We start from the raw sequence: 24,771 nt of genomic DNA, 5'->3' as shown, positions 1-24,771 counted from the left end.
ACGTCCGTGACCGCTACCCTGGAAACGCACGGCGTGCGGAACGGCACGCAGGGTGAGGTCTCTCGCCCGCGCCGGGTGCGGACAGGGAGGACGTGGTGGTGGACTCGGACGGTACCCAGGCTCCCGAACCGCCGAAGCCGTTCAGCGATCCGCTGGGCGGCAACACGGCGGACGGTCGCTCGTCGCCCACGCCCTCGGGGACGGCGGGCTCCGGCCACCTCGGTGTCGCGCGGCCCGTGGAGGTGAACCGCGAGGCTGTCCGGCAACTCCTCGAAGCCGAGCAGGCCGAGCAGGCCGAGGCCGCCGCGAGCGGGGAGCCCGCACCGGTGGACACCGACGACGACGAACCGACGGCCGAGATCCCACCGCAGCAGCCCGCGACCGTGCGGGCCTCCCGCCCGTCGGCGTTGTCGCCGATCCTGCGCCTGCGCAAGCAGTCGGGTGCCCGGTCGAGGCCGGGGCCGCACGTGCGCAAACCGTCGTCGGGATCGACGGGGCTGGCCGTGGCGCTCGTCCTCCTCGTGATCTTCATTCTGGTCGCGATCCAGTTCGTGGTCAGTTTCGTGGAAAGCGTCACCGGCCTTTTCGGCTGACGTTTCGACACATTTCGTGTCGAAAGACACACGCTGGGTGATGCAATCGCCTGACCGGCGAAGGGGAACCGGTCGGCGCTACCCTGAGCGCACGGCGGTGCCGAGTGTTATGGGGTGGGGTCCATCAGCGAGTCACAGCAGGGGGGACGGGACGCCGACGCGACGTCGCACGCGTTCCAGGAGGCGTCGACGCTCGCGCGGGTGCGCCGTGTGCTGGCGATCCGGCCGTTCCGGCGGCTGTGGGGCGTCACGTACCTGTGCAGCGTCGCCGACTGGCTGTCGCTGCTCGCGTTGACCGGTCTCGTCACGAAGTTCACCGACAACTACACCGCGCAGAACTTCGCCTTCGCCGGAATTGTCCTGACGCAGCTGCTTCCCGGTCTGCTGTTCGCCCCGCTGGGGGGAATGCTCGCCGACCGTTTCGACCGCCGCAAGATCATGATGGTCGCCGATCTGGCGCGTTTCGGGTTGCTCATTTCGATCGCGATCGTCGGTAGTCCGCTGTGGCTGTTCATCGGCAACTTCCTGGTCGGTTCGGCGGCCATGATGTGGATTCCGTCGAAGGACGCCGCGGTGCCGAACCTGCTTCGCAGACGCGACCAGGTGGAAACGGCCAACCAGCTGGGCATGGTGATGACCTACGGCGTCGCGGTGGTCACCGGCGCCGGACTCTACGCGATCCTCACCGGTATCCACACGACGTTCAACCTGCCACCGGATCTGCTCGGCGAGTTCGGCATCGCCAAGGTCGTCGTCATCCTGAACGGGCTGCTCTACCTGGTCAGCGCACTGCTGATCATGCGGATCCCGGAGCTGTCGCTGCGGGGCGTTCACCCGGTGCCCGCCGAGCGCAAGCCCGAGCCGCAGCCCGACCAGGGTGGGGTGCGCGGTCTCGTGAGCGACGGCATCAAGTTCGTCAAGAGCACGCCGCTGATCCGAGGGCTGCTCATCGGCATGGCGGGGGCGTTCGCCGCCGGTGGCGCGGTGATCGGGTCGGCGAAGCCGTACTCGTCGAGCCTCGGCGGTGGTGACGCGGCATTCGGGCTGCTGTTCGTCGCCGTGTTCGTGGGCGCGGCCGTGGGCCTGACGGGTGCACCCAAACTGGCGCGCAGACTGCCACACGAGCGACTGTTCGGCGTCGGCATCGTGTCGGCGGGGCTCGCGCTCGTCGTGGTGGCGCTGTCGCCGCATCTCGCGATCTCGCTCGTGGCCGTCGCGCTGGTCGGAGCCTGTGCCGGCGCGGCCTTCCTCACTGGCGTGACGATCATCGGAACGCAGGTCGACGACAGCATCCGGGGCCGTATCAACGCCATCTACCAGTCGCTGCTGAAGCTCATCGTCTTCGGTACGACCTCGGCGGTGCCCGGCCTGATCGGCCTGCTGCGGCCACGCAAGGTCACCGTGTGGGGCAACCCGCTGATCATCGACGGGACCCGGCCGGTCCTGCTCGCGGGTGGTGTGCTGGCGACGCTGGTCGGGTTGATCGCGTACCGGCAGATGGACTCGCGGCGCACCGAACCGCTGTTCGCCGACCTCCGCAAGGTCATCCGCCGTCCGCGCCGGTCGAGTGGGTTGCTGATCGCGTTGGAGGGCACCACGGCCGCCGACACCGCGGCTCACGCGGCCCGGCTCGCGGAATGGCTGGGTAGTGGTCCGCGCCCCGTCGTTCTCGCCGCCGACCCCGCGCTCGACGACGACCGGCTGACCTCGCTGCTGTCCGGTGCCTCGCTCACGGGCACCCGGGCGAGGGCGCTGGCCGCGGCGGCTGTCCGGGCCGACATCGTGGAACGGAACGTGCGCCCCGCGCTCGACGCGGGCGCGATCGTGGTGATGGAGCGCTACGTCGACAGCCCGCTGGCTCACCTGTCGGCCACAGCCGGACTCGATGCCGCCGAACTGGAGGGACTCACCGACTGGGCCACGGCGAAACTGCGGCCCGATCTGACGGTGTTGCTGGACACCGACCCCGGTGACCAGGCCGACGGCACCGGCACCAACGCGGCCGAGCACCATTGGCGGGTGCAGGAGATGCTGGCCGAGATGGCGGCCTCGGCACCCGACCGCTACGTCGTCGTGGACGCCGACGGAGCCGAGGACGAGGTGGCGGATCGGGTCCGGGCTTCGGTGCGGGGCGCGCTGGGCGGCCGTGCCGCGCTGCCGTCGGTGAGTGAGGAGGTGACCCGGTCGTGACGACCGCGTCCGAGGTGAGCGCACCGGCAGGCCGGGTCTGGTCGGAGCTGGTGGGGCAGGAAGCCGCCATCGAGGTCCTCGCGGCGGCGGCCGAGGCAGCGGACGCGCTCGTGGAGGGGCGCACCACCGACGTGGGGTCGATGACCCATGCCTGGTTGTTCACGGGCCCGCCCGGTTCGGGCCGGTCGGTGGCGGCCCGCACGTTCGCGGCGGCGTTGGAGTGCACCGTGGGCAGCGGGTGCGGTGGGTGCCCCGGCTGCCGCACGGCGCTGGCCGGTACCCACGCCGACGTGAAACTCGTGGTGCCGGAAGGGTTGTCGATCTCGGTCGCGGAAATGCGGTCGCTGGTGCAGGCCGCCGCGCGCAGGCCCACCACGGGGCAGTGGCAGGTCGTGATCATCGAGGACGCCGACCGGCTCACCGAAGGAGCGGCGAACGCGCTGCTGAAGGCGGTGGAGGAGCCGCCCGAGCGGACGGTCTTCCTGCTCTGCGCGCCGTCGGACCACCCCGAGGACGTGAGCGTGACCATCCGCTCGCGATGCCGCCTCGTCACGCTGCGCACCCCGGCGCCGCAGGCGATCGCCACGGTGCTCGCCGAGCGGGACGGCATCGACCCCGAGCGCGCGCGCTGGGCGGCGGCGGTGTGCGGCGGTCACGTGGGCCGCGCCCGCAGGCTCGCCACCGACGAGAACGCTCGGGCCCGGCGTGCGGCGGTGCTGCGGATTCCGCTGGGCCTGCGCCGGGCCGAGGACGTGTTCCGCTGCGCCGACGACCTCATCGCGACGGCGGAGGCCGACGCGAGCGACGAGAGCAAGTCCCGCGACGAGGCCGAGCAGGACGCGCTGCGCACCGCGATGGGCTCCGGCGGCACCGGTAAGGGGGTCGCGTCGGCGCGCCGGGCGGCCGACGCCGCCGTCCGCGCGCTGGAGAAGCGGCAGAAGTCCCGCGCCACGAGGACCCAGCGGGACACGTTGGACCTCGCGCTCGTGGACCTCGCCGGGTTCTACCGCGACGTGCTGGTGTGTCACAGCGGTGCGGGCGCGGCGCTGGTCCACCCCGATGTCGCCGAGCGCGCCGCCGAGGCCGCCCGGCACTGGACGCCGGCGTCGACGCTGCGGCGGCTCGAAGCCGTCCTGGCGTGCCGGGACGCGATCGGCTGGAACGTCAAGCCGCGCATCGCGGTCGAGGCGATGCTCACCACCCTGCGCGAGGGCTGAGCGCCCTCACCGCGCTCGCCCCGGCCTGCGGTGCGGCAGGCTCGCCACCAGAACGACTCCCACCAGCAACAGCGCCGTTCCGGTCCAGAAGATCGGAACGGTCGAGTACGCGGCATTGGTGTGGGCGAGCCGATCCGGGACACCGGGCTGTTCCCCTCCGGCCGGCGGGACGGCGGGGTCCTCCGGCGCGGCGGGTGGCGCCGGCTCGGTGCAGTCCACGCCGCCTTCGGGCGCGTACGCGTTCGCGCTCTGCTCGCCGAGCGACACCTGCGCCAGAGCCGAGGGCAGGGTGTCCGCGACGTCCTCACCAAGCAGGTCCCGCAGGCGATCGGTGGGCAGCACCCGCACGTCGAGCATCCGCGCCACCGCCGACACCTGGTGACCGGCGAACGGCTCGGTGACCGTCCTGGCGGCCTCGTCGAGTTCGGCGATGCTCAGGCGCAGGACGCCGATGTCCAGCACGCGGGAGGCCGCCGCGTCCGACAGCGTGGTCAGGCTGCCGTCCAGTTGCTCGGCCACGTCGCCGACCACGGGCGCGTCCCTGACGTCCTCGTAACCCGGCAGGGCCCGCAGCCCAGGCAGGGGCACGCCGACCGGGATGTCGGCGGTGGGGTTGGCCGCGTCGAGCTGGAACAGCGTCTCGCCGTCGCGCCGCACGGTGAGGACCGGAGCCGTGTAGTCGATCGAGGAGGTCTCGGCCTCGCCCGTGGAGACCACCCGCAACGTGGGCTGGCTCGCCACCCCGACGCTGAGCGCGAGCGGCGTGCCCTCCAGCAGTGTGATGCGCCCGGCCTGGAGCGTGGAGACGGCTTCGACGGCCCGGCGCGAGTCGTCGGAGCCGCCGTCGGAGCCGGGCAGATCCACGAGCCGCACCACCGAACGGGTCGACAGTGCCTTGTCGACGCCGACGAGTGCTCCGCCGGAGTCGCCGCCCGAGAGCAGCCCGCCGAGGTCGGCCAGCGCCCCGGGCAGCTCCGCCAGCGCGGCGCCCAGCTCTCCGCCGACCGCGTCCGGGTCGGCCTCCGGCATCGTCGGAAGCGCGTCCCGGCCGGAGACCAGCGACACGTCCGCCGCCGTGGTTCCGGCGTCGGCGATGGTGCCGACGCACGGGCCCCGGTCCTCGCTCCACCGCGCGTGGACCCGCCCCTGGAGCGCACCGAGGCGCACGAGGGGGTTGTCCGGAGCTTCCAACCCGGTGGACAGTGCCTTCTCGTTGTCGGGCAGCGCGGCCTGGAGCGCCGAGCCGGGGACCTGCGGGGTGTGGCCCGCGACGGACGCTCCGAACGGGGCCGCCTCGGCAAGAGACCGCTCGTAGGACAGGTAGGACTCGGAGTCGGCCCGCGCGTACGACAGGCCGAAGCCGCCCTCCAGTGCGGACTGCTTCGGCAGCTGTTCGTCCATGCCGGGCAGGATCGCCTCGGCGGGCATGGCCTCCGGCAGCAGTCGCAGCACGCCGAGCGCGGTGCCCGCCTCGGCCATCACCCGGCCCGCCGGGCGCTGCTCGTCCGAGATCGGAGGCTGACCCTCCTCGGCGGGGTCGGGCTCCGGCGTCGTCGGCACCGTCTGCCCCGCCGCTGGAGCGCCACACAGCACGAGCAGCGCGGCGGACAACGGAAGGGCGAGCAGCCGGGGCAGTGTTTCCCGTGTCCGGATTGTCGTGCGTGTCCGGCGCGATCGGCGCATGCGAGAAGTCCTCCCAGTGGACGGGCCCCGGCGACGGCGCCGGTGTCGTGCCCGGTCCAACGACGTCGGCCCCCGTGGGTGACGCCGCGAACGGGATCGCTATACTTGTGGGCAGCCGGGTACGCCCGCGCGCCGCCTTAGCTCAGACGGCCAGAGCGGCTCACTCGTAATGAGCAGGTCAGGGGTTCGATTCCCCTAGGCGGCTCCGCCGAGAACGGCCCCCTCCCAGTCGAGGGGGCCGTTTTTCGTGGCGGGGACGACAGCCGCGTCGGCTTGTCCCGGTCGTAGGGTGGCCCCATGCCGATGTTCGCCTTCGAGGGCGTGAGCCCCACCGTCCACCCGGAAGCCTGGATCGCCCCCACCGCCACGCTGGTCGGCGATGTGGTCGTCGAGAAGCACGCGTCGATCTGGTACGGCACCGTGCTCAGAGGCGACTTCGGACGCATCGTCGTGCGCGAGGGCGCCAACGTGCAGGACAACACGGTGGTGCATGTGAACGACGGTGTGTGCGAGATCGGCCGCAACGCCACGATCGGCCACTCCTGCCTGGTCCACGACTGCACCATCGGAGAGCAGGCGCTGGTCGGCAACGGCGCCATCGTGCTCGACAGGGCGGTGGTCGGCACCCGATGCCTGATCGCCGCCGGAGCCACCGTCACCCCGAACACTCGGGTTCCCGACGAGACCGTCGCCAAGGGCAGCCCGGCCAAGAGCTTCACTCCGCTCACCGACAGCACCCGGGCGTGGGTGGACCACAACGCGGAGATCTACCGTTCGCTCGCGCGCAGGCACGCCGAGGGAATCAAGGAGATCATCCCCGGTACGTGACACGGGTGGCCCCGCCGGAGAACGTCGGCGGGGCCGGTCCCCGGCGTTCGGTCATGTCGCTCCGTTTCGGTTGTGGGGGTCGATTCGATGGCACAGACGAGCCGGTTCAAAGGTTGGGCGAAGATTGATAGGTACTAAGCTGGTATCGCCTGCAACTTTGGCGGCTACGTTCCTGATTCTGATTACGATTTCTGGTTGTTCAAACGGGGAGTGTGGTTACGCAGAGCCACATGCGTCGGCAGGCACGTCGCTGAGTGAGCTCCCTGCAACGGTTCCGTCTTCTGTTTTAGAGAGCGCGTCGATCGATCCTTGTGAGCTTATTTCGGTAGTAGACCTAGCCGATGTAGGCGAGTTCGACTCAGAGTACAAAGAAGGAGGAGGCGCGCGATCGTGCTTCTGGCAGGCGGACTTTGAGTCAGGTTCGGGTGGATTTACCTTTACTGTCGGTGTCCGCGATTCGCAAGGCATTGACACAGTAAATGATATCGGTAATGGTGTGAAGCAAAGGGAAGTCAATCAACGCGCTGCTGTATCGACACAGGACCCGGCGTCTGGGGACTGTGTGATGGCGTTGAGGTTGGACGATTCCTCTCGAGTTGATGTGACGGTACTCGGTGGAAGTGAAGTGAATAATTCGTGCGAGATCGCCGAGATAATCTCGGGTATCTTGGAGCCGCGATTGCCTGAAGTCCCGTGATGTGAATATCGGCCCGTAGGTCGCCTTCGTGGGTACTCGGCCGCCACCGGCTGCTCAGGTGGCGGTGCTCTTTGTGAGTCAGTACGACCAGTTGGTTCCTGTGCCTCGGTACTGCTCGACAGGAATGGGTGCGACGCCTTCCCTCATGCGGTCGGTGTAAAGGTGACCGTGGAGGTGGTCGACCTCGTGCGCCACCAGACGGGCGATACCGCGCTCGAACATCGTGATCTTCTTCCGTCCGTCGAGGGTGGTGTGCTCGACGTGAATCACCTGAGTTCTCGGAACCTGTCCGCGAACGTCGAAGAAGCTCAGGCAACCCTCATACTGCTCGTCGACGTCGCCAGCCTCTTCGATGACGACCGGGTTGAATAGGCTGATGAACTCGCCGTCCGGGGTATGGACTATCGCGGCGGCGCGGTCGATACCGATTTGCGGTGCGGCAATACCCATGCCCTTCCCGAAGGTATGGACCTGGCTGACACGTTCGGCTGCCGAGTTGAGAGCGGTCAGGACGCGGTGAGCGTCCTCGGCTTCGACTGGGAGTTCGAAGGACCGGGCGACGCGGCGCAGTGCAGGGTTGCTGTCCTGCACTATGCCCAGAGCGGCCATGACCTCGCTCGGGCGGGGCCCAGCCCCGCCCGACGTGGCTGCGCAGCCACGGAAATGCCATTCGAGGCGATACCGCGCATGCAACGGCGGGTCTTCGCATGACCAGGAGAAGACGTGCCTGTCTCCGGTGTCATCCCGGCCGATCGCGGTGGCGAACGGCATCGCTTGCGCGGTCATCGAAGTGTGGAGGCCCCAGACTTGTGCGGCGAGTTCGGCCGGGAAATCGAGGCACACTGACAGCGTGCGGGTCGGCAGCCGGACGGCACGCTGGAACCAGTTCCCCCAATGCTTCTCACTCACGGTGTACTCATACTCGATCCAGCAGCTTTCCCCTGGATACAGGGGGAAGTGCCCGTGTTCGCCAGCGAAGAGTAGCCAGACCTCCTTGAACGCGTCTCGGTCGTGGTGGGCGGTCCAGTTCATCGGGTTGGATCGGTTGCGGCCATGCCAGGCGCGTAGACCGATCTCATCCCAGGTGAGCGGATTCTCGCTGTACAGCTGGTTCGACCGTTCCGGGTCCCCTGGATACCGGTCCACGGAGATGCGGACCAGGTATCGGGTGATCGGCTCGTTGCTCTGGTTTACCAGATGACGGCGTTGGGTGAGCCGGTAGCCGCCGTTCTCGTAACGCAGGGTCGCGTCGTCGTGGTTCACAATGAGGTTTGCGTTTCCCGCGTGCGGTTCGGGCAGTGGAGCCGCGGGGGGACGCAACTTCGTCGGGCGCGAGGTTTCGAAGTCCCGAAACGCAGTGCGCAGCGCCCCGCCAGCACGCAGCGCCTTCTCCGCGTGTGCGGCGAAAGCTTCGGACGGCCTTTCGGCTCCGGACTCGACCTTGGACACATACGAGCGGTCGTATCCCATGGCCTTGGCGAGGGTGGCGCGGGAGTGGCCGCGAACATCGCGCCAGCGTTTGAGTTCGACGGCGAACACGTTCACCTCGGCGTCTGCCGGGCCGGTCGTGCCCGTGGGCATCGTCTACATCTCCGATTCGGTATAAATCCGTGAGTGTGCGTGAACTTACCGTGAGTGGTCTTTCATCCTAGCGGCACACCCGGGCACCACGATGGTCTTGATCTCCAACGCCCCCAGGCCGGGGGCAGACGAGCACAGGGAGACGAGTAACCGTGGTGTATCGTTCGAACTTCCCCAGCAGCCCTCGCCGTGAAGCATATCTGCGCGATGGTCAGATGATCTCTAGGCATGAGACCGCACCGGATATGGTGACTCGTATTGTCGCCGCGCTTGAAACCGCTGACGCCCGCTTCGACGCGACGGGTGCAGCTGTGTTCGGCGAGCGTCTCGGCCATGCTCTGGATAGCGAACGTATTGTTTTCTCCACGCCGATCATGACCAACGCCGGCCGGTACAACGAGCGGCCGCTAGCGGCGTGCGCGGTTCCGCCCGTGGACCTGCGCGGCGACCTTGCGCAGGTCAAAACGATCGTCGATGGCTACCACCGGGCGGGGATGGGTACGGGTTTTGCGCTCGACGAGTTAAACGACCCGGTCGGCGTACTGCGCTATCTCAACGAGATCGCCGTTGAGGGAGCGGCTTCTGGACTGGAGAATAGGCCGGTCGGGAACATGGCCGTCCTGTCCCTGGAACACCCGCGCGCTCAAGAATTCATTACCTGCAAGGTGGGTGCCGACTCTCGGGACGAAGTTTGGAAGTTCAACATTTCCCTGAACGTGACCGACAAGCAGATGAGTGCTGCACTTTCCTACCCCGGACGGGAGCGAAACCTGCTGCTCGCCGCAGCAGAGGCTGCCCACCTCTGCGCCGATCCGGGGTTGCTGTTCGCCGATCGGATGAACGAGGGCAATCCGACTCCCGAAGTCGGCACATACGTCTCCACCGCTCCCTGCGCCGAAGTGGGGCTGGCGGCCGGTGAAACCTGCCAGTTCGGATACTTGAACCTCGGTCGGTTCTTCAGCGGCACGGGAGCGTTTCCTGTCGACGCCGACGCGCTCTCCGACACCACGCGGACGCTGGTGCGAGCGCTGGACGATGCCGTCGAGGCGAGTCTCGCCCATTACCCCTCGCCAGTGTCGGCACGAGTTATGGGCGCCAAACGCAAAATCGGCATTGGCTTCTGCGGTCTGGCCGATCTACTGCTTGCGGCCGGGCTCCCCTACGACAGCACCGAGGGGCGGCGGCTGACCCAAGAAGTCTTGGCGCTCGTCAATTACACCTCCAAGCTTGCGTCGGTCGAACTCGCGCACACCCGGGGTGGCGCCCCGGCAGTGCTGAGCGGCCGGTCGCGATATGCCGATCCGCGGTTTCTAGGGCGATTCGCGGCATTAGAGGTGGACAGCGTCAACCGTAGCGACTGGGCTGTACTCGCTGACAAGATCGCCGCGACCGGGCAGCTACGCAACTCCTCCACGATCGCCGTGCCGCCGACCGGGCGCTCGGCGCCGGTAGTGGATGCCTCGACCGGAATCGAGCCACTGTTTCGGTTGTCCGAACAGCCAGGACACCAGCATCCTGGGGTTTTCGCCGCGCTGAAAGACGCGGGTCGTACCGACGTGCTTGAGTTCGTTCGTACTCACGGTCGCCTGCCAGCCGACCCGACACTGCCAGAACGGTTGCGTGGGGTGCTGGCGACCGCGACCCAAATCAGCCCGTCTGGACACCTGGCGATGGCCGCAGCGGTCCAAGCTTGCGTCGATGAAGCTGTGTCGAAAACGGTGAACTTGCCCGGCACGGCACAATCAATCGACGTCTACGACACCTACGTCAGCGCGTTCCAGCAGGGCTGCAAAGGAATCACCGCGTACGTGGACGGATCCCGCACGGTCCAGCCGAAAGCGCTGGCTGTGGCGCCCACCAACGGATAGGTTGACGAAGCGTAAGCACCTACCCCGCGTCCGGTGCTCTTGTCGTACGAGCCCGCCCACGATCGGACAGCGAAGGAGTCGCATGTCGACGTACGTGTTCGACACCAAGCACGACCGCTACCCGCTCGCCGTCCACATCTTCCTCGTCCGGCGAGAGAGAACGCTTCTCATGCGGCGTGCCGGGTCCGGGTACGCGGACGGTCAGCTCGGTCTGCCGGCAGGGCACGTCGATCTTGGAGAGACCCCGACGGCGTGCGCCGTCCGCGAAGCCGAGGAGGAGCTCGGCATTTCACTACAGCACGCCGATCTGATGCCAGGTACCACCTGGTTCCGGATGAGCCAAGAACCTCGCGTGGACATCTTTTTCACCGCCGCCACCTGGCACGGAACACCGAAGATCCATGAGCCGCGGAAATGCACCGAACTCGTCTGGGCGGATCCGGCCCAGTTACCCTCCGACGCCCTCGAGTTCCTCGGCGTAGCGTGGAACGATATTCACAACGGCAGGATTCTGCGTGAGTACGGATTCGCGACCACGTCGGCATGAGCACTGACACGCTCGGCTGGGACGGTCGCCCCAGCCGAGCGTGTCAGTGCTTGTTCAGCTCAGTGCTCGGCGCCCTGCTCCTCGTGGGCGGCCTGGCGCTCGTACGAGCGCTGGATCTCCGCCTCCGCCTCGGCGCGGCTCGCCCAGGTCGAGCCCTCCACGCTCTTGGCGGGTTCGAGGTCCTTGTAGACCTGGAAGAAGTGCTCGATTTCCAGCTTGTGGAACTCGTTGAGGTGGTGGATGTCGCGCAGGTGCTCCATGCGCGGGTCGTCCGACGGGACGGCCAGCACCTTGTCGTCGGGGCCCTTCTCGTCGGTCATGCGGAACATGCCGATGGCCCGGCAGCGGATCAGGCAGCCGGGGAACGTGGGCTCCTGCACGAGCACGAGCACGTCGAGCGGGTCGCCGTCCTGCCCCAGCGTGTCGTCGATGAAGCCGTAGTCGGCCGGGTACTGCGTGGCCGTGAACAGGGTGCGGTCGAGTTTGATGCGCCCCGTCTTGTGGTCCACCTCGTACTTGTTGCGCTCCCCCTTGGGGATCTCGATGGTGACGTCGAACTCCACGCCGTCCTCGCTGCTTCGTCTCGCGCCGCTGCTCAACCGGGCGGCTCACACGTGATCACTTCGGGCATGACTAGTGTGGACCACGCACAGGGCAGGCGGACCACTGATGGTGTGCAAATGTGATGTCTGCCCCCTTGACCGCGAGGAGGGGTTTTGTCTGGCACGGGAGACGGTCAGGGGCCGAGATGGCCGTCCAGCGACCATGATCCGGACCGTGCGCCTGACAAGACCGAGCCTCCGGAACAGCAGAAGACCGACAGGATGAGCATTCCCGCCAATCCGGCGGACAACCCTGACGATCATTCCACACTGCGGGTGCCACGACCGGCGCCCCGGCCAGGCCCGCGTGAACGCGACGAGTCAGGGCAGGCCCACCCACCGCGGTCGGCCCCGCCTTCCTCGCGGCCCGAGCCGTTCCAGGCGTTCCGGCCCGCCCAGCAGGCGCCCCCACTGTCACCTCCGCCCGTGCCCCCGGACGCCGCCGCCCCACCGGCGGGCCGCCAGGCATGGCCGACCCGCATCGAGCCGCGCGCGGGCGGGACGGAACAGCAACGCGCGGTCGCGCCGGAACCCGCCGAACTCGCCGAACCAGCACAGCCCGCGCGCCCCGCCACCCGCCCGGCCGGGACGCCTGCCGGGGAACGTGCCGCGCCCGGCGACCCGGATCGGGCGGGCGAGGAGCAGGCACCGTCCGAGCCGCCGCCCGGTGACACCCCGCAGGGCGAGTCCACGGGCAGGCCACGCCGCCGCCGGACGATCGTGCTCGCGGTGGTGCTCGCCGTGGTGCTGCTGGCGACAGGAGGGGTGCTGGCCCTGCCGGACGTGTCCAACCGGCTCGGCCTTCCCTGGGCGCCCAACCTGCCCCAGTCGGACCCGCCCGCGCCTCGCGAGGTGGCGCTCGCGCTCCGCGCCGCGTCGGGAGCGGGCTCACAGCCGACGGCGGACGGAGTGGCCGCCGCGCTGGACCCGCTGGTGTCGGACCCCGCGTTCACCGTGCTGACCGGCAGCGTGGTGGACCCGGCCTCGGGTACCGCCCTCTGGGAACGGGATCCGGGCCAGGCCCGGGTTCCCGGTTCCACCACGAAACTCTTCACGGCCGCGGCGGCGTTGCTCGCGCTGGATCACGACATGCGCATCCCGACGACGGTGGTCGAGGGCGCGGAACCGGGCACGGTGGTGCTCGTCGCCGGGGGCGACGTCACGCTGTCGTCCCTGCCGCCGGGTCAGGAGTCGATCTTTCCGGGTGCGGCGCACCTCGACGACCTCGTCGAGCAGGTTCGCGACGCCACCGGGGGCGACGTCTCCCGTGTGGAGCTGGACACCTCGGCCTTCACGGGCCCCACGGAGGGGCCGGGCTGGGCGCCCGAGGACGTGCCCTCGACCTACATGGTGGCCGTCGAGCCCGCCATGCTCGACGGTGGCCGCACCGATCCGCTGAACGGGCATTCCCCGGGGCGCCCGGATCCCGCGGAGCACCTCGCCGGGGTCCTCGCGAGCGAACTCGGGGCGCAGGCGGGCGGGGCTACCACGGCCCCGGAGGGCGCGGCGGTGCTGGGCGAGGTGCGTTCCGCGCCGGTGTCGCAACTCGTGCGCACGTCGCTCGTGGAGTCGGACAACCTGCTCGCCGAGGCACTGGGGCGGCAGGTGGCCATCGCCGAGGGGAAGGAACCCTCGTTCGAGGGCGCGGCCGAGGCGACCCTGGACGTGCTGTCGCGCAACGGACTGGACGTCGGCGACGTCGACCTGCGCGACAACAGCGGGCTCTCGCCGCAGAGCGCGGTGTCCGCGGTGGCACTCACCCGGTTGCTGACCATGGCCGCGTCCGGCGACGGTGAGCCGAGGCTGCGCCCGATGCTGGGCGGGATGCCGGTGGCGGGCGGCAGCGGCACCCTCGCCGGCCGTTACGGCGAGGGACCGACCCACGACGGGCGCGGCTGGGTGCGGGCCAAAACGGGCTCGCTGCCGGGCGAGAACGGCGTCCACACCCTGGCGGGGCAGGTGCAGACGGCCGACGGCAGGCTCCTGGTGTTCGCGCTCATGGGGGTCGGCTCCGACACCGACGCCGTGCGCGCGGCGCTCGACCGGTTCCCGGCCGCTCTGCACGCCTGTGGTTGCCGCTGAGGACGGGTAGCGTCGAGAGCGGGCCGGTGATGCGACCGGCGCAGGCGGCGAAAGGATGACTGGTGACGACTCGCAGCCCCGGCACGGTGACCCCCGCCGCTCCGGAGCGGCGGGCATGAGCGCGGCAGTGCGCGAACGCGACGGGCGTGGCGCGCTGGTCGACTGGTCGGTCGCGGCGTCCACCGGCGCCTACCTCGCCCGGGGTGGCCCCGCGATGGAGCGCTCCGACGCCGACCGTGTGGTGACGGACCTCCGGGAACTGACGGCGGAGGCCGAGCGGCACGTCAGAGACCTGACGGGACTGGGCGCGGGCCTGCCGCTGCGGCCGGGCGAGGTCGTGGACCGGCCCGGCTGGGTGCGGGCCGCTGCCGCCGGACTCGACCGGCTGACCAGCAGGGCGATGCCGTCGGCGGAGCGGCCCGGTGGTCCCGGGAGGGCACTGGCGCCGGTGCTGGCCGGAAGCGCCGGGGTGCAGACCGGGGCGGTGCTGGCCTTCCTCGGGAGCCGGGTGCTGGGGCAGTACGACCCCTTCGGCGGCGACGACCACGAGGGCACTCTGCTGCTGGTGGCGCCGAACGTGGTGACCGCCCAGCGGGCCATGCGCGTGCCGGGCAGGGACTTCCGCATGTGGGTGTGCCTGCACGAATGCACCCACCGCCTGCAGTTCACCGCCGTCGAGTGGCTGCGCGAGTACTTCGCCGACGAGGTGGGGCGCCTGATCACCGGCTTCGCCGAGTCCGACGGGCTCACCACCGTGCTCTCCCAACTGCCGGACAACCTGCGCCGAGCGCGCCGGGACGGGGCTCTGGGCGTGGCCGAACTGGTGCAGTCGCCGTCCCAGCGCGCGGTGTTCGATCGGCTGATCGCGTTGTCCACGCTGCTGGAGGGCCACGCCGACTACGTGATGGACGCGGTCGGGCCCGCCGTCGTGCCCAGCGTGGCGACCATCCGGCGGCGGGTCACCGCGCGGCGCTCCGGAGGCAGCCTGCTCGACCGCGTGTTGCGGTCGGTGCTGGGTGTCGATGCCAAGGTGCGCCAGTACGCCCTCGGCTCGGCCTTCACCCGCGAGGTCATCGACACCGTCGGCATGGCGGGCTTCAACGCGGTGTGGACCTCGCCGAACACGCTGCCGAGCCGGTCGGAGATCAAGGACCCGAAGGCATGGCTGCGCCGGGTGCAGTAGAGCGGCTCTCCCGCAGGCCGCTCGACGCGGTCCTCGAAGTGCGCAGGGCGGTACGGACATTGCTCGCCGACAGCGCGTGTGCGGCGCCGCTGCGGTCGGGTCGCGTGTACGTCGCGGTGTCGGGCGGAGCCGACTCGCTGGCGCTCGCCGAGGCGGCGGCCCACGTCGGGCGGCGGCGTGACCTCACGGTGGGCGCGCTCGTGGTGGACCACGGTCTGCAACCCGGCTCGGCCGAGGTGGCCGCACGGGCCGCGGAGCGGGCGCGGAACCTGGGCGTGGCCACCGCGACGGTGCTGCCGGTGGCCGTGGCCGGGCCCGGTGGGCCCGAGGCGGCGGCGCGCCGGGCTCGCTACGCCGCGTTGCGCGACCACGCGGGTCCTGGCTCACTCGTGCTGCTCGGCCACACCCGGGACGACCAGGCCGAGACCGTGCTGCTGGGGCTCGGACGTGGCTCGGGTTCGCGCTCGCTGGCGGGGATGCGGCCGCTGGATCCGCCCTGGGCGCGCCCGCTGCTGGACGTGCCAAGGTCGGTCACCAGTGCGGCCTGCGTGGAGCTGGGCGTGTCGCCCTGGGACGACCCGCACAACGCCGACCCCCGGTTCCGGCGGGTGCGGGTACGGCACGAGGTGCTTCCGCTGCTGGAGGACGTGCTGGCCGGTGGGGTGTCCGCCGCGCTGGCACGCACGGCGCGGCAGCTGCGGGAGGACTGCGACGCGCTCGACGCCGTGGCCGCCGACGTCGCGCGGCGCGCCGAGGCGGGGCGTGACCTGAGCGTCGCGGCGCTCGCCGGGGTGCCCCCCGCCGTGCGCAGGCGAGTGCTGCGGACGTGGCTGCTCGGGGCGGGCGTCGGCGACCTGTCCGACGCGCATCTGCGGTCGGTGGACGCGCTCGTGGGCCGGTGGCGCGGCCAGGGCGGAGTTTTCCTACCCGGCGGTGCCGAGGTGTCGCGGGCGCATGACAAGCTCACGTTGAACCGACGCCAACCCACCACCCGAGGGAGCTGACCCGTGTACGACGGCGACATCGCCTCCGAGCTGATCAGCGAGGAGCAGATCAAGGACAAGGTCGCCGAGCTGGCCGAGAAGGTCGCCGCCGACTACCCCGCAGAGCGGGTGTCGTCCGATCTCGTCCTCGTCTGCGTCCTCAAGGGCGCGATCATGTTCGTGACGGACTTCGCGCGTGCCCTCCCGATTCCGGCACAGCTGGAGTTCATGGCCGTGTCCTCCTACGGCTCGTCCACCTCGTCCTCGGGCGTCGTGCGCATCCTCAAGGACCTCGACCGCGACATCGCGGGCCGTGACGTGCTCATCGTCGAGGACATCGTGGACTCCGGCCTGACGCTGTCCTGGCTGCTGAAGAATCTCGCCAGCCGCAACCCGGCGTCGCTCAACGTGGTGTCGTTGTTGCGCAAGCGCGAGGCCGTGAAGGTGGAGGTCCCGGTCCGCTACGTCGGCTTCGACATCCCGAACGAGTTCGTCGTGGGCTACGGCCTCGACTACGCGGAGCGTTACCGCGACCTGCCGTTCATCGGAACGCTGGACCCCCGGGTCTACTCCTCGTAACGGTCCGGCGTCGCCCGCGAAGACTTTCCGCGAAAACGGAACCCGAACCGGCGAGAAGCCGTCGTAGCGGTACCTCGGGTGCGTTAACCTTAGCGAAGATCGCAGGGCGCTGAGCCGAATCGGGTTGTGCTGGGGACAGGAGAGCGAACACATGCCGAACAGCAGCTATGCGGACGCCGCCGCCTTCCGCGCCGCAGCGGCGCAGGGACAGGTCGGAATCGAGCCGGACGCCGCGCAGGCCGTGCTGGCCAAGATCCGTACCGGTAAGGACGCGGTCGCGGCTCTGCTGGACAACACCGGTTTCCTCGCGGTCTCACCGAAGCTGGGGGCCAATCCGGTCGGGGAGGCCATCGCGACCAAGTTCGCGGATCGCGCCGCCGGGATGGGCGACTCGTACGCGCAGGCACTGCGCAACCTGTACACGCAGTACGACCAGGCCGAGCACGCGATCCTCACGGCGATGAGCCGCTACGAGGACTTCGACGCGTCGAGCGCCGAGTCGTTCACCGGGCAGCTCTGAGCCAGGAGGGGGATACGGAATGTACTCGGACAGAAGCGGCGACAGCGGAACCACCGAGTCGACGGCGACCACCGGTGCCACCGGCGCCGCGGGACCCGGCGGTGGCTACGACATGGGGTCGGCGCCGGTGAACACCGACGCGGTCATGCGGCGGGAGGGCGCCGAGGTCGCCGACATCGTGGCGCGCGCAAGGGGCCGCGCGGACGGCTTCGACTACGGCGTCGACCGGGCGATCGGGTCGCGCCCGAACTGGGCGGCCAACGAGAGCGAACGGCTCTACGCCTTCGGCACGGTCAACAACGAGCCCGGCACCGCCGAGGAGCTCGGGCAGACCTGGGGACGCCACGGTGGCGAGCTGACGCGCCTCGCCGACGACCTCTACAACGCGATCTCCGAACTCGGTTCGGCGTGGATCGGTGAGGGCGCGGGCGCGGCGCAGGGATCGCTCGTGGGAATCGCCAACTCCAGCGCGCAGGCGTCGGAGGCGGCGCGCACGATGCAGGACCGGCTCGCGCAGCAGGCCGCCGCCGCGTCGAAGCTCAAGTCGATGCCGGAGCCGAAGGAGTTCGACCCCGGCGCCGAGACCGCGGCGATGCTGTCGGGCGGACCCGCCGCCATGATCAAGGACCTCAAGGAGCAGCACGACGCCTCCCAGGAGGTGAAGGCCCAGCAGATCGCGTTCCTTGAGGCCTACACCGAGGAGCTGTCGCAGATCGACGGCACGACCCCGAGCTTCGGTCCCGAGTCGCTGGGGCTCAAGCCGCTGGACGGGGGCGCCTCCGTGGAGGCGGGCAGGCTCGGGGCCATGGGCACCTTCGGCGTCTCCGGCACCGGCATGGGCAGTGTCGCTCCCGGAGCCGGGGCGCCCGCCGTCGTGGCGGGCGGCACCGACGCCGTCGCGGGAGGCACCGACGGTGCTCAGGGTGCCCGTCCGCACAGTGTGTCCGCCGCTGCGGGAACCGCCGCGGGTGCCGGTTCGGGGTCCGCGCCTGCCCCCGCCGCCGGCGGCGGGGGTGGCCTCAACGTGGGCCAGTCGCTCGGCGCCGCCGCGGCAGGCGGTGCGCTCGGCTACGCGGGCGCCCGGTCGCTGTCGTCGGGTAAGCGCAGTGGCTCGAAGAAGTCCACCGAGGGCGCCGAGACCGTGGCCTCGGCCAACGAGACCGGCAGTGCCGCGGCAGCGCCCACCAACGCGGCTCCCGTGCAGAACCAGGCGCCGGTCTCGTCCCCCGGCGGTGTCGTCGGCGGAGGCCAGCCCGCTCCGGCCGGCGGGCCCATGGGAATGGGTGCCGGGGCCGCCGCGGGCAGGCAGCAGGAGGAGGAGAAGGAGCACACGCACGCGTCCTTCCTGATCGAGCCCGACCCCGACGCCACCTTCGGAGCCACCGAGTCCGCCGCGCCGCCGGTGCTGGGCGCGTGGGGCCCCGACGACGAAGGGCGTTAACAGGTGCGCGAACGGCTCACCGAGGTGGAGCTCGACTTCCTCTGGGAGTCGGGCAACCTCGGTGAGCTGCCGTACCCGATCACGGTGCGCTCTCACGGCGACACGCTGGAGGAACGTGCGGCGCTCCGGGCCCGGGTGCTCACCGAACTGGCCTCGCGCGGACTCGTGGACGGTGACGGCAGGCCGCAACCCCACGTCGAGGACACGCTCGGGGTGCTCGCCGCCGCAGAGCTGAGCCTGGATTCCGTGTTCATCGGGGCGCCGGGTGCCCAGCCGAGGATGGCGGTGGCCGCGGCCGTGGGCGAGCACGGGGTGCTGTTGGTGCAGGAGGCCGGCACGGTGTGGCTGGAACGGGTCCCCGCGGACGGCCTGGTGAGCGCCATCGTGGGCCAGCTCCCTCCTGCGGAGCGAGGCCGCGAGCAGTCCATCACCGTGCCCCTGGAGCAGTTGCTGGCCGGGCCAGGGGCCGACTTCATGCAGCGGCGGCCCGCCACGTCCGACGGCAGCACGGCGCGGGCCGACTCCGACCGCAAGGCACTGGCCCGCCTGCACGCGCAGAACCGCGAACGCGGTGGGCAGCTCGGCGCCAACGCGCGGAATCGCTCGGGGGCCAAGGGCCGGTCGCCGGTGCTGAGCTGGTTCGACACCGAGACCGGTCGCTACCTCACGCAGGCCAGCCGGGGCTCCGACGGCCGCGACTGGATCGTGATCGCCCCGGCCGACGCGCCCACCCTGCGACACCGGCTCTCGGAGATGGTGTCCTCGGCCGCCGAGGCCACGACCGCACGGCTGTGACGTTGTGACGGCTATCCTGCGGTGGCCCACCGCCTGGAACCACCGCGACAGCAACCTGGGGGAGATCGTGTCCGCGCAGGAGTTCTTCACACCCGTCGCCTTCGACCTCCTGTGGGAGGAAGCGGGCGTCGGTGAGCTGCCGTACCCGTTGTCCGTCCCGTCGCACGGGGCGTCCGAGGACGAGCGGGCCGCGTTGCGCCGCAGGGTTCACACCGAACTGGCCGCGCGGAACATCGACGCCTCGCCCGTGGGGGACTGGCTGCGGGTGCTGGCCCGGCCCTCGGTCAGCATCGATGCGCTCCACATACCTGAGTTCCGGCAGCAGCCGGTGTCGGCGCTGGCCGCCGCCGACGGCGCGCAGGCCGTGCTCGCGGTGCAGAACGCGGACGGGATCTGGCTGCGCTCCGCGTACGCGGACGGGCTCGCCTCGGCGATCGTCGATCTGCTGCCGTCGGCCGCGCGCGGTACCGAGGCGTCCATCACGTTGCCGCTGGACTCGGCTCTGCGCATCGCGCCCGCGCGCAGCGGGGCGGCGGAGTCGCCGCGCAAGCGTGGTGGCCTGGCCGACCGTGCGCACGACCCGGCCGAGGCGTACGCGCAGTTGATCGCCCAGCCCCGGCTGCGGGGTGGTCAGCTGGCCGCGAACAGCCGCGACGAGCTGGGAAGCAAGCGCCGTTCCGCGGTGCTGGCCTGGTTCGACACCGCCTCGGGCCGCTATCTCAGCCTGTCCCGCACGGGACCCGACGGCCGCGAGTGGGTGACGGTCGCCCCGGCGGACGCGAAGACGCTCCGGAACCGGCTCGGGGAGTTACTCTCCGAGGTCACGCGCTGAGCGGTCACCGCAGGTGGGGAACACGGTGACGACCTCGGCCGTTGACAGTGACAGCATGTCAGGATCGCCGGGCAGCTCACGGAAGCCGGGCGGTACGCTGGTGGGACGGTGAACTTTGGGAACGCCGGGAACTCCGTAGCACCTGTGCACGTGTCGACACCGCGACGGCGGACGTCACCACCCACCGCCTAGCCAGGGAGGGTCGAGGCCACCACGGCCGGATCGCATGGACCGCAAGCGCCTGCTCAAGAACCCACTGCTGTGGATACTCGTGGCTCTGCTGCTCTACTTCGGTATCAGCACCCTCGCCGACAGCGACCGCGGTTTCACCGAGATACCCACGTCGCAGGCCATCGAGCAGATCCGCTCCGGCAACGTCTCCGAGGCGACCCTCGAGGACCGGGAACAACAGCTCAAGCTGCAGCTGGGCGACTCCATCGGCGTCGAGGGGCAGCAGGTCGAGCAGGTCATCACCAAGTTCCCCGCCGGTGCCTCCGACCAGCTGTACAACCAGCTACTCAACGCGGGTACGGAGCAGCAGGACGTCCGGTTCAACACCACGGTCACGCAGGAGAGCTTCTTCAGCCAGCTGCTGATCTACATGATCCCGCTGGGGCTGCTGGTCCTGCTCCTGATGTGGATGATGAACAGCGCGCAGGGCGGCGGCAACCGCGTCCTGAACTTCGGCAAGTCCAAGGCCAAGCAGCTCAACAAGGACATGCCGACCACGACCTTCACCGACGTCGCCGGCGCCAACGAGGCCGTCGAGGAACTGCACGAGATCAAGGACTTCCTGCAGAGCCCGGCGCGGTACCAGGCGCTGGGCGCGAAGATCCCCAAGGGCGTCCTGCTCTACGGCCCGCCCGGTACCGGTAAGACGCTGCTGGCGCGCGCCGTCGCCGGTGAGGCCGGGGTGCCGTTCTACACGATCTCCGGGTCCGACTTCGTGGAGATGTTCGTCGGTGTCGGCGCGTCGCGTGTGCGCGACCTGTTCGAGCAGGCGAAGCAGAACGCGCCGTGCATCATCTTCGTCGACGAGATCGACGCGGTGGGGCGGCAGCGCGGCGCGGGACTCGGTGGCGGGCACGACGAGCGCGAGCAGACGCTGAACCAGCTGCTCGTCGAGATGGACGGCTTCGACTCGCGCGGCGGCATCATCCTGATCGCGGCCACCAACCGGCCCGACATCCTGGACCCGGCGCTGCTGCGGCCCGGCCGGTTCGACCGCCAGATCCCGGTGTCCGCGCCGGACCTGCGTGGCCGCAAGGCGATCCTGGAGGTGCACTCCAAGGGCAAGCCGCTGGCCGAGAACAGCGACCTGGACGCGCTGGCCAAGCGCACGGTGGGGATGTCGGGTGCCGACCTCGCCAACGTGATCAACGAGGCCGCGCTGTTGACGGCGCGGCAGCACGGGTCGGTCATCACCGACGCGGCGCTGGAGGAGTCGGTCGACCGCGTGATCGGCGGTCCCGCCCGCAAGAGCCGGATCATCTCCGAGCACGAACGCAAGATCACCGCGTACCACGAGGGCGGGCACGCGCTCGCCGCGTGGGCGATGCCCGACATCGAGCCCGTCTACAAGCTCACGATCCTGCCGCGCGGCAGGACGGGCGGTCACGCGCTGGTCGTTCCCGAGGACGACAAGCAGCTCATGACGCGCTCCGAGATGATCGGCAGGCTCGTGTTCGCGATGGGTGGCCGCGCGGCGGAGGAACTCGTCTTCCACGAGCCCACCACGGGCGCGTCGTCCGACATCGAGCAGGCCACCAAGATCGCCAAGGCGATGGTGACCGAGTACGGCATGTCCCCGCGCCTGGGTGCGGTCAAGTACGGCCAGGAGCACGGCGACCCGTTCCTGGGCCGCTCGGCGGGCAGGCAGCCGGACTACTCGCTCGAGGTCGCGCACGAGATCGACGAAGAGGTGCGCAAGCTCATCGAGACCGCGCACACCGAGGCGTGGGAGGTACTCACCGCCTACCGCGACGTGCTCGACGACCTCGTGATGGAGGTGCTGGAGAAGGAGACCCTCCAGCGCCGGGACCTGGAACGGGTCTTCGAGTCCGTCGAGAAGCGCCCGCGCATCACCACGTTCAACGAGTTCGGGGAACGGTTGCCGTCGAGCAAGCCGCCCATCAAGACGCCGCGGGAGCTGGCGTTAGAGCGTGGCGAGCCGTGGCCCCCGGACGCCGAGGACGAGGACGAGGCGACCACGTCGCCGGAGTCGCCGGAGTCCCCGGAATCCCCGGAGCCGTCGGACGCGCCCGAGCCGGAGCCGACCCCGGTCGGCACGGCGCCGGGTGGCAACGATCTGCCCGGCGGCCCACCGCACACGTCACCGGAGCCCCCGGCCACCTCCTCGACGTACAACCCGTACGCCCCGCCTTCCGGGCCCTCCGGCGACCGGCCGTCCAACGGCAGTCCCCGGACCAACGGCGGCGCGAAGTCCTGGACACCGGACCGTGGCGGGCCGGACTCAGGCGGCACCAGCAACGGCCCGCCCCACTACGGTGCCCCTCCGGGGTGGACGCCGGCGACGCAGCCGAGCGGCAACCGCGGCTATCCCTGGCGCGACCAGCCCGCGGGGCAGCCGGACCGGCAGGCAGGTGGCGAGCGGACACGACCGCGGGACGACGAGAACGATCAGGACAACGGCCGCGAGCCGTCGTGATCGGCAAGGGGTCAGTGAGGTGACGGGCGACGTGACGGGCAACGGCCACTCCCCGCTCGAGGTCGACGCGGAACTCCCGAGAACCGGTCACGCCGTGTTCGACCAGGCGAGGGCCGAGCACGCGATCCGCGAGTTGCTGCTCGCCTGTGGCGAGGACCCGGAGCGGGACGGGCTGCGGGAGACGCCGGGGCGGGTCGCCCGCGCGTACCGGGAGATGTTCGCCGGGCTCTACAGCGACCCGGACCACGTGCTGGACCGGACGTTCGACGAGAGCCACGAGGAACTGGTCCTCGTGACCGACATCCCGATGTACAGCCTGTGCGAACACCACCTCACCCCGTTCCACGGCGTCGCCCACGTCGGCTACATCCCGAACGGGCAGGGCAAGGTCACCGGCCTGTCGAAACTGGCGCGGCTCGTCGACCTGTACGCCAAGCGCCCGCAGGTCCAGGAGCGGCTCACCTCGCAGGTCGCGGACGCACTCAACCGCAAGCTGCGGCCGAGGGGTGTGATCGTCGTGGTCGAGGCTGAGCATCTCTGCATGGCCATGCGTGGGGTGCGCAAGCCCGGTGCCCGCACCACGACCTCGGCGGTGCGCGGGCTGCTCCAGACGTCGGCGTCGTCGCGGGCCGAGGCACTGGACCTCATCAAGGGGCGTCGATGAGCGCCGGTACCGGCGCGCCGCTGCTGCCCGCTCCGGGACGGTGTGCGGTGATGGGGGTTCTCAACGTCACGCCCGACTCGTTCTCCGACGGCGGACGGTACCTGAGCAGGGAGGACGCGCTCGCCCACGCGCACGCGATCTGGCGCAGGGGCGCCGATGTGATCGACGTCGGTGGCGAGTCGACGCGGCCGGGGTCGGAGCGCGTGGACGCCGAGACCGAACTCGCCAGGGTGCTCCCGGTGATCAGGACGCTGGCCGCCGAGGGCATCGTGCTGTCGGTCGACACCACCCGTGCCGCCGTCGCCGCCGCTGCGGTGGAGGCCGGTGCGCGCGTCATCAACGACGTCTCCGGCGGACTCGCCGATCCCGACATGGCGAAGGTGGCCGCCGACGCGGGCGTGCCGTGGATTCTGATGCACTGGCGCGGTCACAGCCGCGACATGACCGCACTGGCGACCTACGACGACGTGGTGACCGAGGTCCGGGACGAGTTGAGCGCGCGGGTGGACGCGGCGCTGGCGGCGGGTGTGCGCGAGGACGCCGTGGTGCTCGATCCCGGGCTGGGCTTCGCCAAGCTGGCCGAGCACGACTGGGCGCTGCTGCACGGCCTCGACGCGGTGCGCTCGCTCGGGTTCCCGGTCCTGGTGGGAGCGTCCCGCAAACGTTTCCTCGGGCGGCTGCTGGCCGACGCCGAGGGCGAGCCGAGGCCGCCGTCGGGCCGCGAGGTGGCGACGGCGGCCGTGTCGGCCCTGGCGGCGTCCGCGGGAGCGTGGGGAGTGCGCGTCCACGACGTCGGCGCGTCGCTGGACGCGGTACTGGTCGCCGAGGCGTGGCGGAGTGGCCGTGCCCGGGGGTGACCGCATCACGCTGACCGGCCTGCGGGTGACGGGCAGGCACGGAGTGTTCGACCACGAGAAGCGTGACGGCCAGGAGTTCGTGGTCGACCTCGTGGTGTGGCTCGACACGTCGGCAGCGGCGGCATCCGACGACCTCGCCGAGACCGTCGACTACGGCGAACTCGCCCGGGTGGCCGCCGACATCGTCGCGGGCCCGCCGTACGACCTGATCGAGACGGTCGCGGGCCGGATCGCCGACGAGGTGATGCGCGATCGCCGGCTCGCCGCCACCGAGGTCACCGTCCACAAGCCCGCAGCGCCGATCCCGCTGACGTTCGCGGACGTGGCGGTGACCGTGCGCCGCGACCGGTGACGGGAGGGA

General features: G+C 70.4%; 22 protein-coding genes and 1 tRNA gene. 20 read left to right on the top strand and 3 right to left on the bottom strand.

The genetic code is table 11. The features are described from left to right. Positions 1–95 precede the first annotated feature (95 nt). The 3 genes from FFT09_RS06000 (at position 96) to FFT09_RS05990 (ending at position 4,000) form a co-directional block, all read left to right on the top strand. A complete protein-coding gene (locus tag FFT09_RS06000; protein ID WP_138382097.1) occupies positions 96–593 on the top strand; it encodes a hypothetical protein in 498 nt (165 codons plus the stop codon). 114 nt (positions 594–707) lie between these two features. Continuing rightward, complete coding sequence (locus FFT09_RS05995) at positions 708–2,783, top strand: bifunctional MFS transporter/dTMP kinase (protein ID WP_138382096.1); 2,076 nt, start codon at positions 708–710, stop codon at positions 2,781–2,783. Beyond that, on the top strand, positions 2,780–4,000 hold the full coding sequence (locus FFT09_RS05990) for a DNA polymerase III subunit delta' (RefSeq protein ID WP_138382095.1): 1,221 nt from the start codon (positions 2,780–2,782) through the stop codon (positions 3,998–4,000). Before FFT09_RS05995 ends, FFT09_RS05990 begins: the two co-directional genes overlap by 4 nt. A gap of 6 nt (positions 4,001–4,006) precedes the next feature. Here the strand turns inward: FFT09_RS05990 and FFT09_RS05985 are convergent, their stop codons facing one another. After that, positions 4,007–5,683, bottom strand: a complete 1,677-nt coding sequence (locus FFT09_RS05985) for a hypothetical protein (RefSeq protein WP_138382094.1) — start codon at positions 5,681–5,683, stop codon at positions 4,007–4,009. A gap of 131 nt (positions 5,684–5,814) precedes the next feature. On the opposite strand from FFT09_RS05985, the gene FFT09_RS05980 reads away from it, so the two are divergent. The 3 genes from FFT09_RS05980 to FFT09_RS05970 all read left to right on the top strand — a co-directional run bounded on the left by FFT09_RS05980 (position 5,815) and on the right by FFT09_RS05970 (position 7,208). Continuing rightward, a tRNA-Thr gene (locus tag FFT09_RS05980) sits at positions 5,815–5,888 on the top strand. A 92-nt stretch (positions 5,889–5,980) separates the two neighbouring features. Next, on the top strand, positions 5,981–6,511 hold the full coding sequence (locus FFT09_RS05975) for a gamma carbonic anhydrase family protein (protein WP_081191849.1): 531 nt from the start codon (positions 5,981–5,983) through the stop codon (positions 6,509–6,511). A 70-nt stretch (positions 6,512–6,581) separates the two neighbouring features. Further along, on the top strand, positions 6,582–7,208 hold the full coding sequence (locus FFT09_RS05970; RefSeq protein WP_338066650.1) for a DUF3558 family protein: 627 nt from the start codon (positions 6,582–6,584) through the stop codon (positions 7,206–7,208). Positions 7,209–7,286: 78 nt separating this feature from the next. Here the strand turns inward: FFT09_RS05970 and FFT09_RS05965 are convergent, their stop codons facing one another. Then, on the bottom strand, positions 7,287–8,789 hold the full coding sequence (locus FFT09_RS05965; RefSeq protein ID WP_081191848.1) for a peptide deformylase: 1,503 nt from the start codon (positions 8,787–8,789) through the stop codon (positions 7,287–7,289). A gap of 152 nt (positions 8,790–8,941) precedes the next feature. Here FFT09_RS05965 and FFT09_RS05960 point away from each other — a divergent pair, with 152 nt between their 5' ends. Both FFT09_RS05960 and FFT09_RS05955 read left to right on the top strand, forming a co-directional pair. Then, on the top strand, positions 8,942–10,657 hold the full coding sequence (locus FFT09_RS05960) for a hypothetical protein (protein ID WP_244231253.1): 1,716 nt from the start codon (positions 8,942–8,944) through the stop codon (positions 10,655–10,657). Between the two features lie 82 nt (positions 10,658–10,739). Next, on the top strand, positions 10,740–11,204 hold the full coding sequence (locus FFT09_RS05955) for an NUDIX domain-containing protein (RefSeq protein WP_081191847.1): 465 nt from the start codon (positions 10,740–10,742) through the stop codon (positions 11,202–11,204). A gap of 59 nt (positions 11,205–11,263) precedes the next feature. Here the strand turns inward: FFT09_RS05955 and FFT09_RS05950 are convergent, their stop codons facing one another. Continuing rightward, entirely contained in the window at positions 11,264–11,767 is a 504-nt protein-coding gene (locus FFT09_RS05950) for an inorganic diphosphatase (RefSeq protein ID WP_024875414.1), read from the bottom strand. Between the two features lie 465 nt (positions 11,768–12,232). Between FFT09_RS05950 and dacB the strand changes: the two genes are divergently transcribed. From dacB to folB, 12 genes are all read left to right on the top strand, one after another. Further along, positions 12,233–13,888: a D-alanyl-D-alanine carboxypeptidase/D-alanyl-D-alanine endopeptidase gene (gene dacB / locus FFT09_RS05945; RefSeq protein WP_244231252.1), complete on the top strand. Its 1,656-nt coding sequence runs from the start codon at positions 12,233–12,235 to the stop codon at positions 13,886–13,888. A gap of 115 nt (positions 13,889–14,003) precedes the next feature. Then, entirely contained in the window at positions 14,004–15,071 is a 1,068-nt protein-coding gene (locus tag FFT09_RS05940) for a zinc-dependent metalloprotease (RefSeq protein WP_138382580.1), read from the top strand. Then, the gene (tilS, locus tag FFT09_RS05935; RefSeq protein ID WP_138382092.1) at positions 15,050–16,075 is read left to right on the top strand and encodes a tRNA lysidine(34) synthetase TilS; all 1,026 of its coding nucleotides are present in this window, start codon (positions 15,050–15,052) and stop codon (positions 16,073–16,075) included. The genes FFT09_RS05940 and tilS overlap by 22 nt, the downstream gene beginning before the upstream one ends. A 3-nt stretch (positions 16,076–16,078) precedes the next feature. Next, positions 16,079–16,633, top strand: a complete 555-nt coding sequence (gene hpt / locus FFT09_RS05930; protein WP_024875410.1) for a hypoxanthine phosphoribosyltransferase — start codon at positions 16,079–16,081, stop codon at positions 16,631–16,633. Between the two features lie 151 nt (positions 16,634–16,784). Then, the gene (locus FFT09_RS05925) at positions 16,785–17,153 is read left to right on the top strand and encodes a hypothetical protein (RefSeq protein WP_024875409.1); all 369 of its coding nucleotides are present in this window, start codon (positions 16,785–16,787) and stop codon (positions 17,151–17,153) included. A 19-nt stretch (positions 17,154–17,172) separates the two neighbouring features. Next, positions 17,173–18,594, top strand: coding sequence for a WXG100 family type VII secretion target (locus FFT09_RS05920; protein ID WP_425273043.1), 1,422 nt, complete (start codon positions 17,173–17,175; stop codon positions 18,592–18,594). A 3-nt stretch (positions 18,595–18,597) separates the two neighbouring features. Further along, positions 18,598–19,389, top strand: a complete 792-nt coding sequence (locus FFT09_RS05915; RefSeq protein ID WP_081191842.1) for an ESX secretion-associated protein EspG — start codon at positions 18,598–18,600, stop codon at positions 19,387–19,389. Positions 19,390–19,456: 67 nt separating this feature from the next. After that, positions 19,457–20,221 (top strand): ESX secretion-associated protein EspG, encoded by a 765-nt coding sequence (locus FFT09_RS05910; protein WP_024875406.1) that lies wholly within the window; start codon positions 19,457–19,459, stop codon positions 20,219–20,221. Positions 20,222–20,447: 226 nt separating this feature from the next. Continuing rightward, positions 20,448–22,889 (top strand): ATP-dependent zinc metalloprotease FtsH, encoded by a 2,442-nt coding sequence (gene ftsH, locus FFT09_RS05905; RefSeq protein ID WP_081191841.1) that lies wholly within the window; start codon positions 20,448–20,450, stop codon positions 22,887–22,889. A 19-nt stretch (positions 22,890–22,908) separates the two neighbouring features. After that, a complete protein-coding gene (gene folE, locus FFT09_RS05900) occupies positions 22,909–23,553 on the top strand; it encodes a GTP cyclohydrolase I FolE (RefSeq protein WP_081191840.1) in 645 nt (214 codons plus the stop codon). After that, positions 23,550–24,410, top strand: coding sequence for a dihydropteroate synthase (gene folP, locus FFT09_RS05895; protein WP_476748598.1), 861 nt, complete (start codon positions 23,550–23,552; stop codon positions 24,408–24,410). The genes folE and folP overlap by 4 nt, the downstream gene beginning before the upstream one ends. After that, the gene (gene folB, locus FFT09_RS05890) at positions 24,397–24,762 is read left to right on the top strand and encodes a dihydroneopterin aldolase (RefSeq protein ID WP_081192407.1); all 366 of its coding nucleotides are present in this window, start codon (positions 24,397–24,399) and stop codon (positions 24,760–24,762) included. Before folP ends, folB begins: the two co-directional genes overlap by 14 nt. Positions 24,763–24,771: the final 9 nt, after the last annotated feature.

This window comes from Saccharomonospora piscinae, from assembly GCF_005862235.1.
In the GTDB taxonomy this organism is placed as follows: domain Bacteria; phylum Actinomycetota; class Actinomycetes; order Mycobacteriales; family Pseudonocardiaceae; genus Saccharomonospora; species Saccharomonospora piscinae.
Note: the sequence above shows the minus strand (reverse complement) of the source record. Positions and strands in the feature narration are given on the sequence as shown.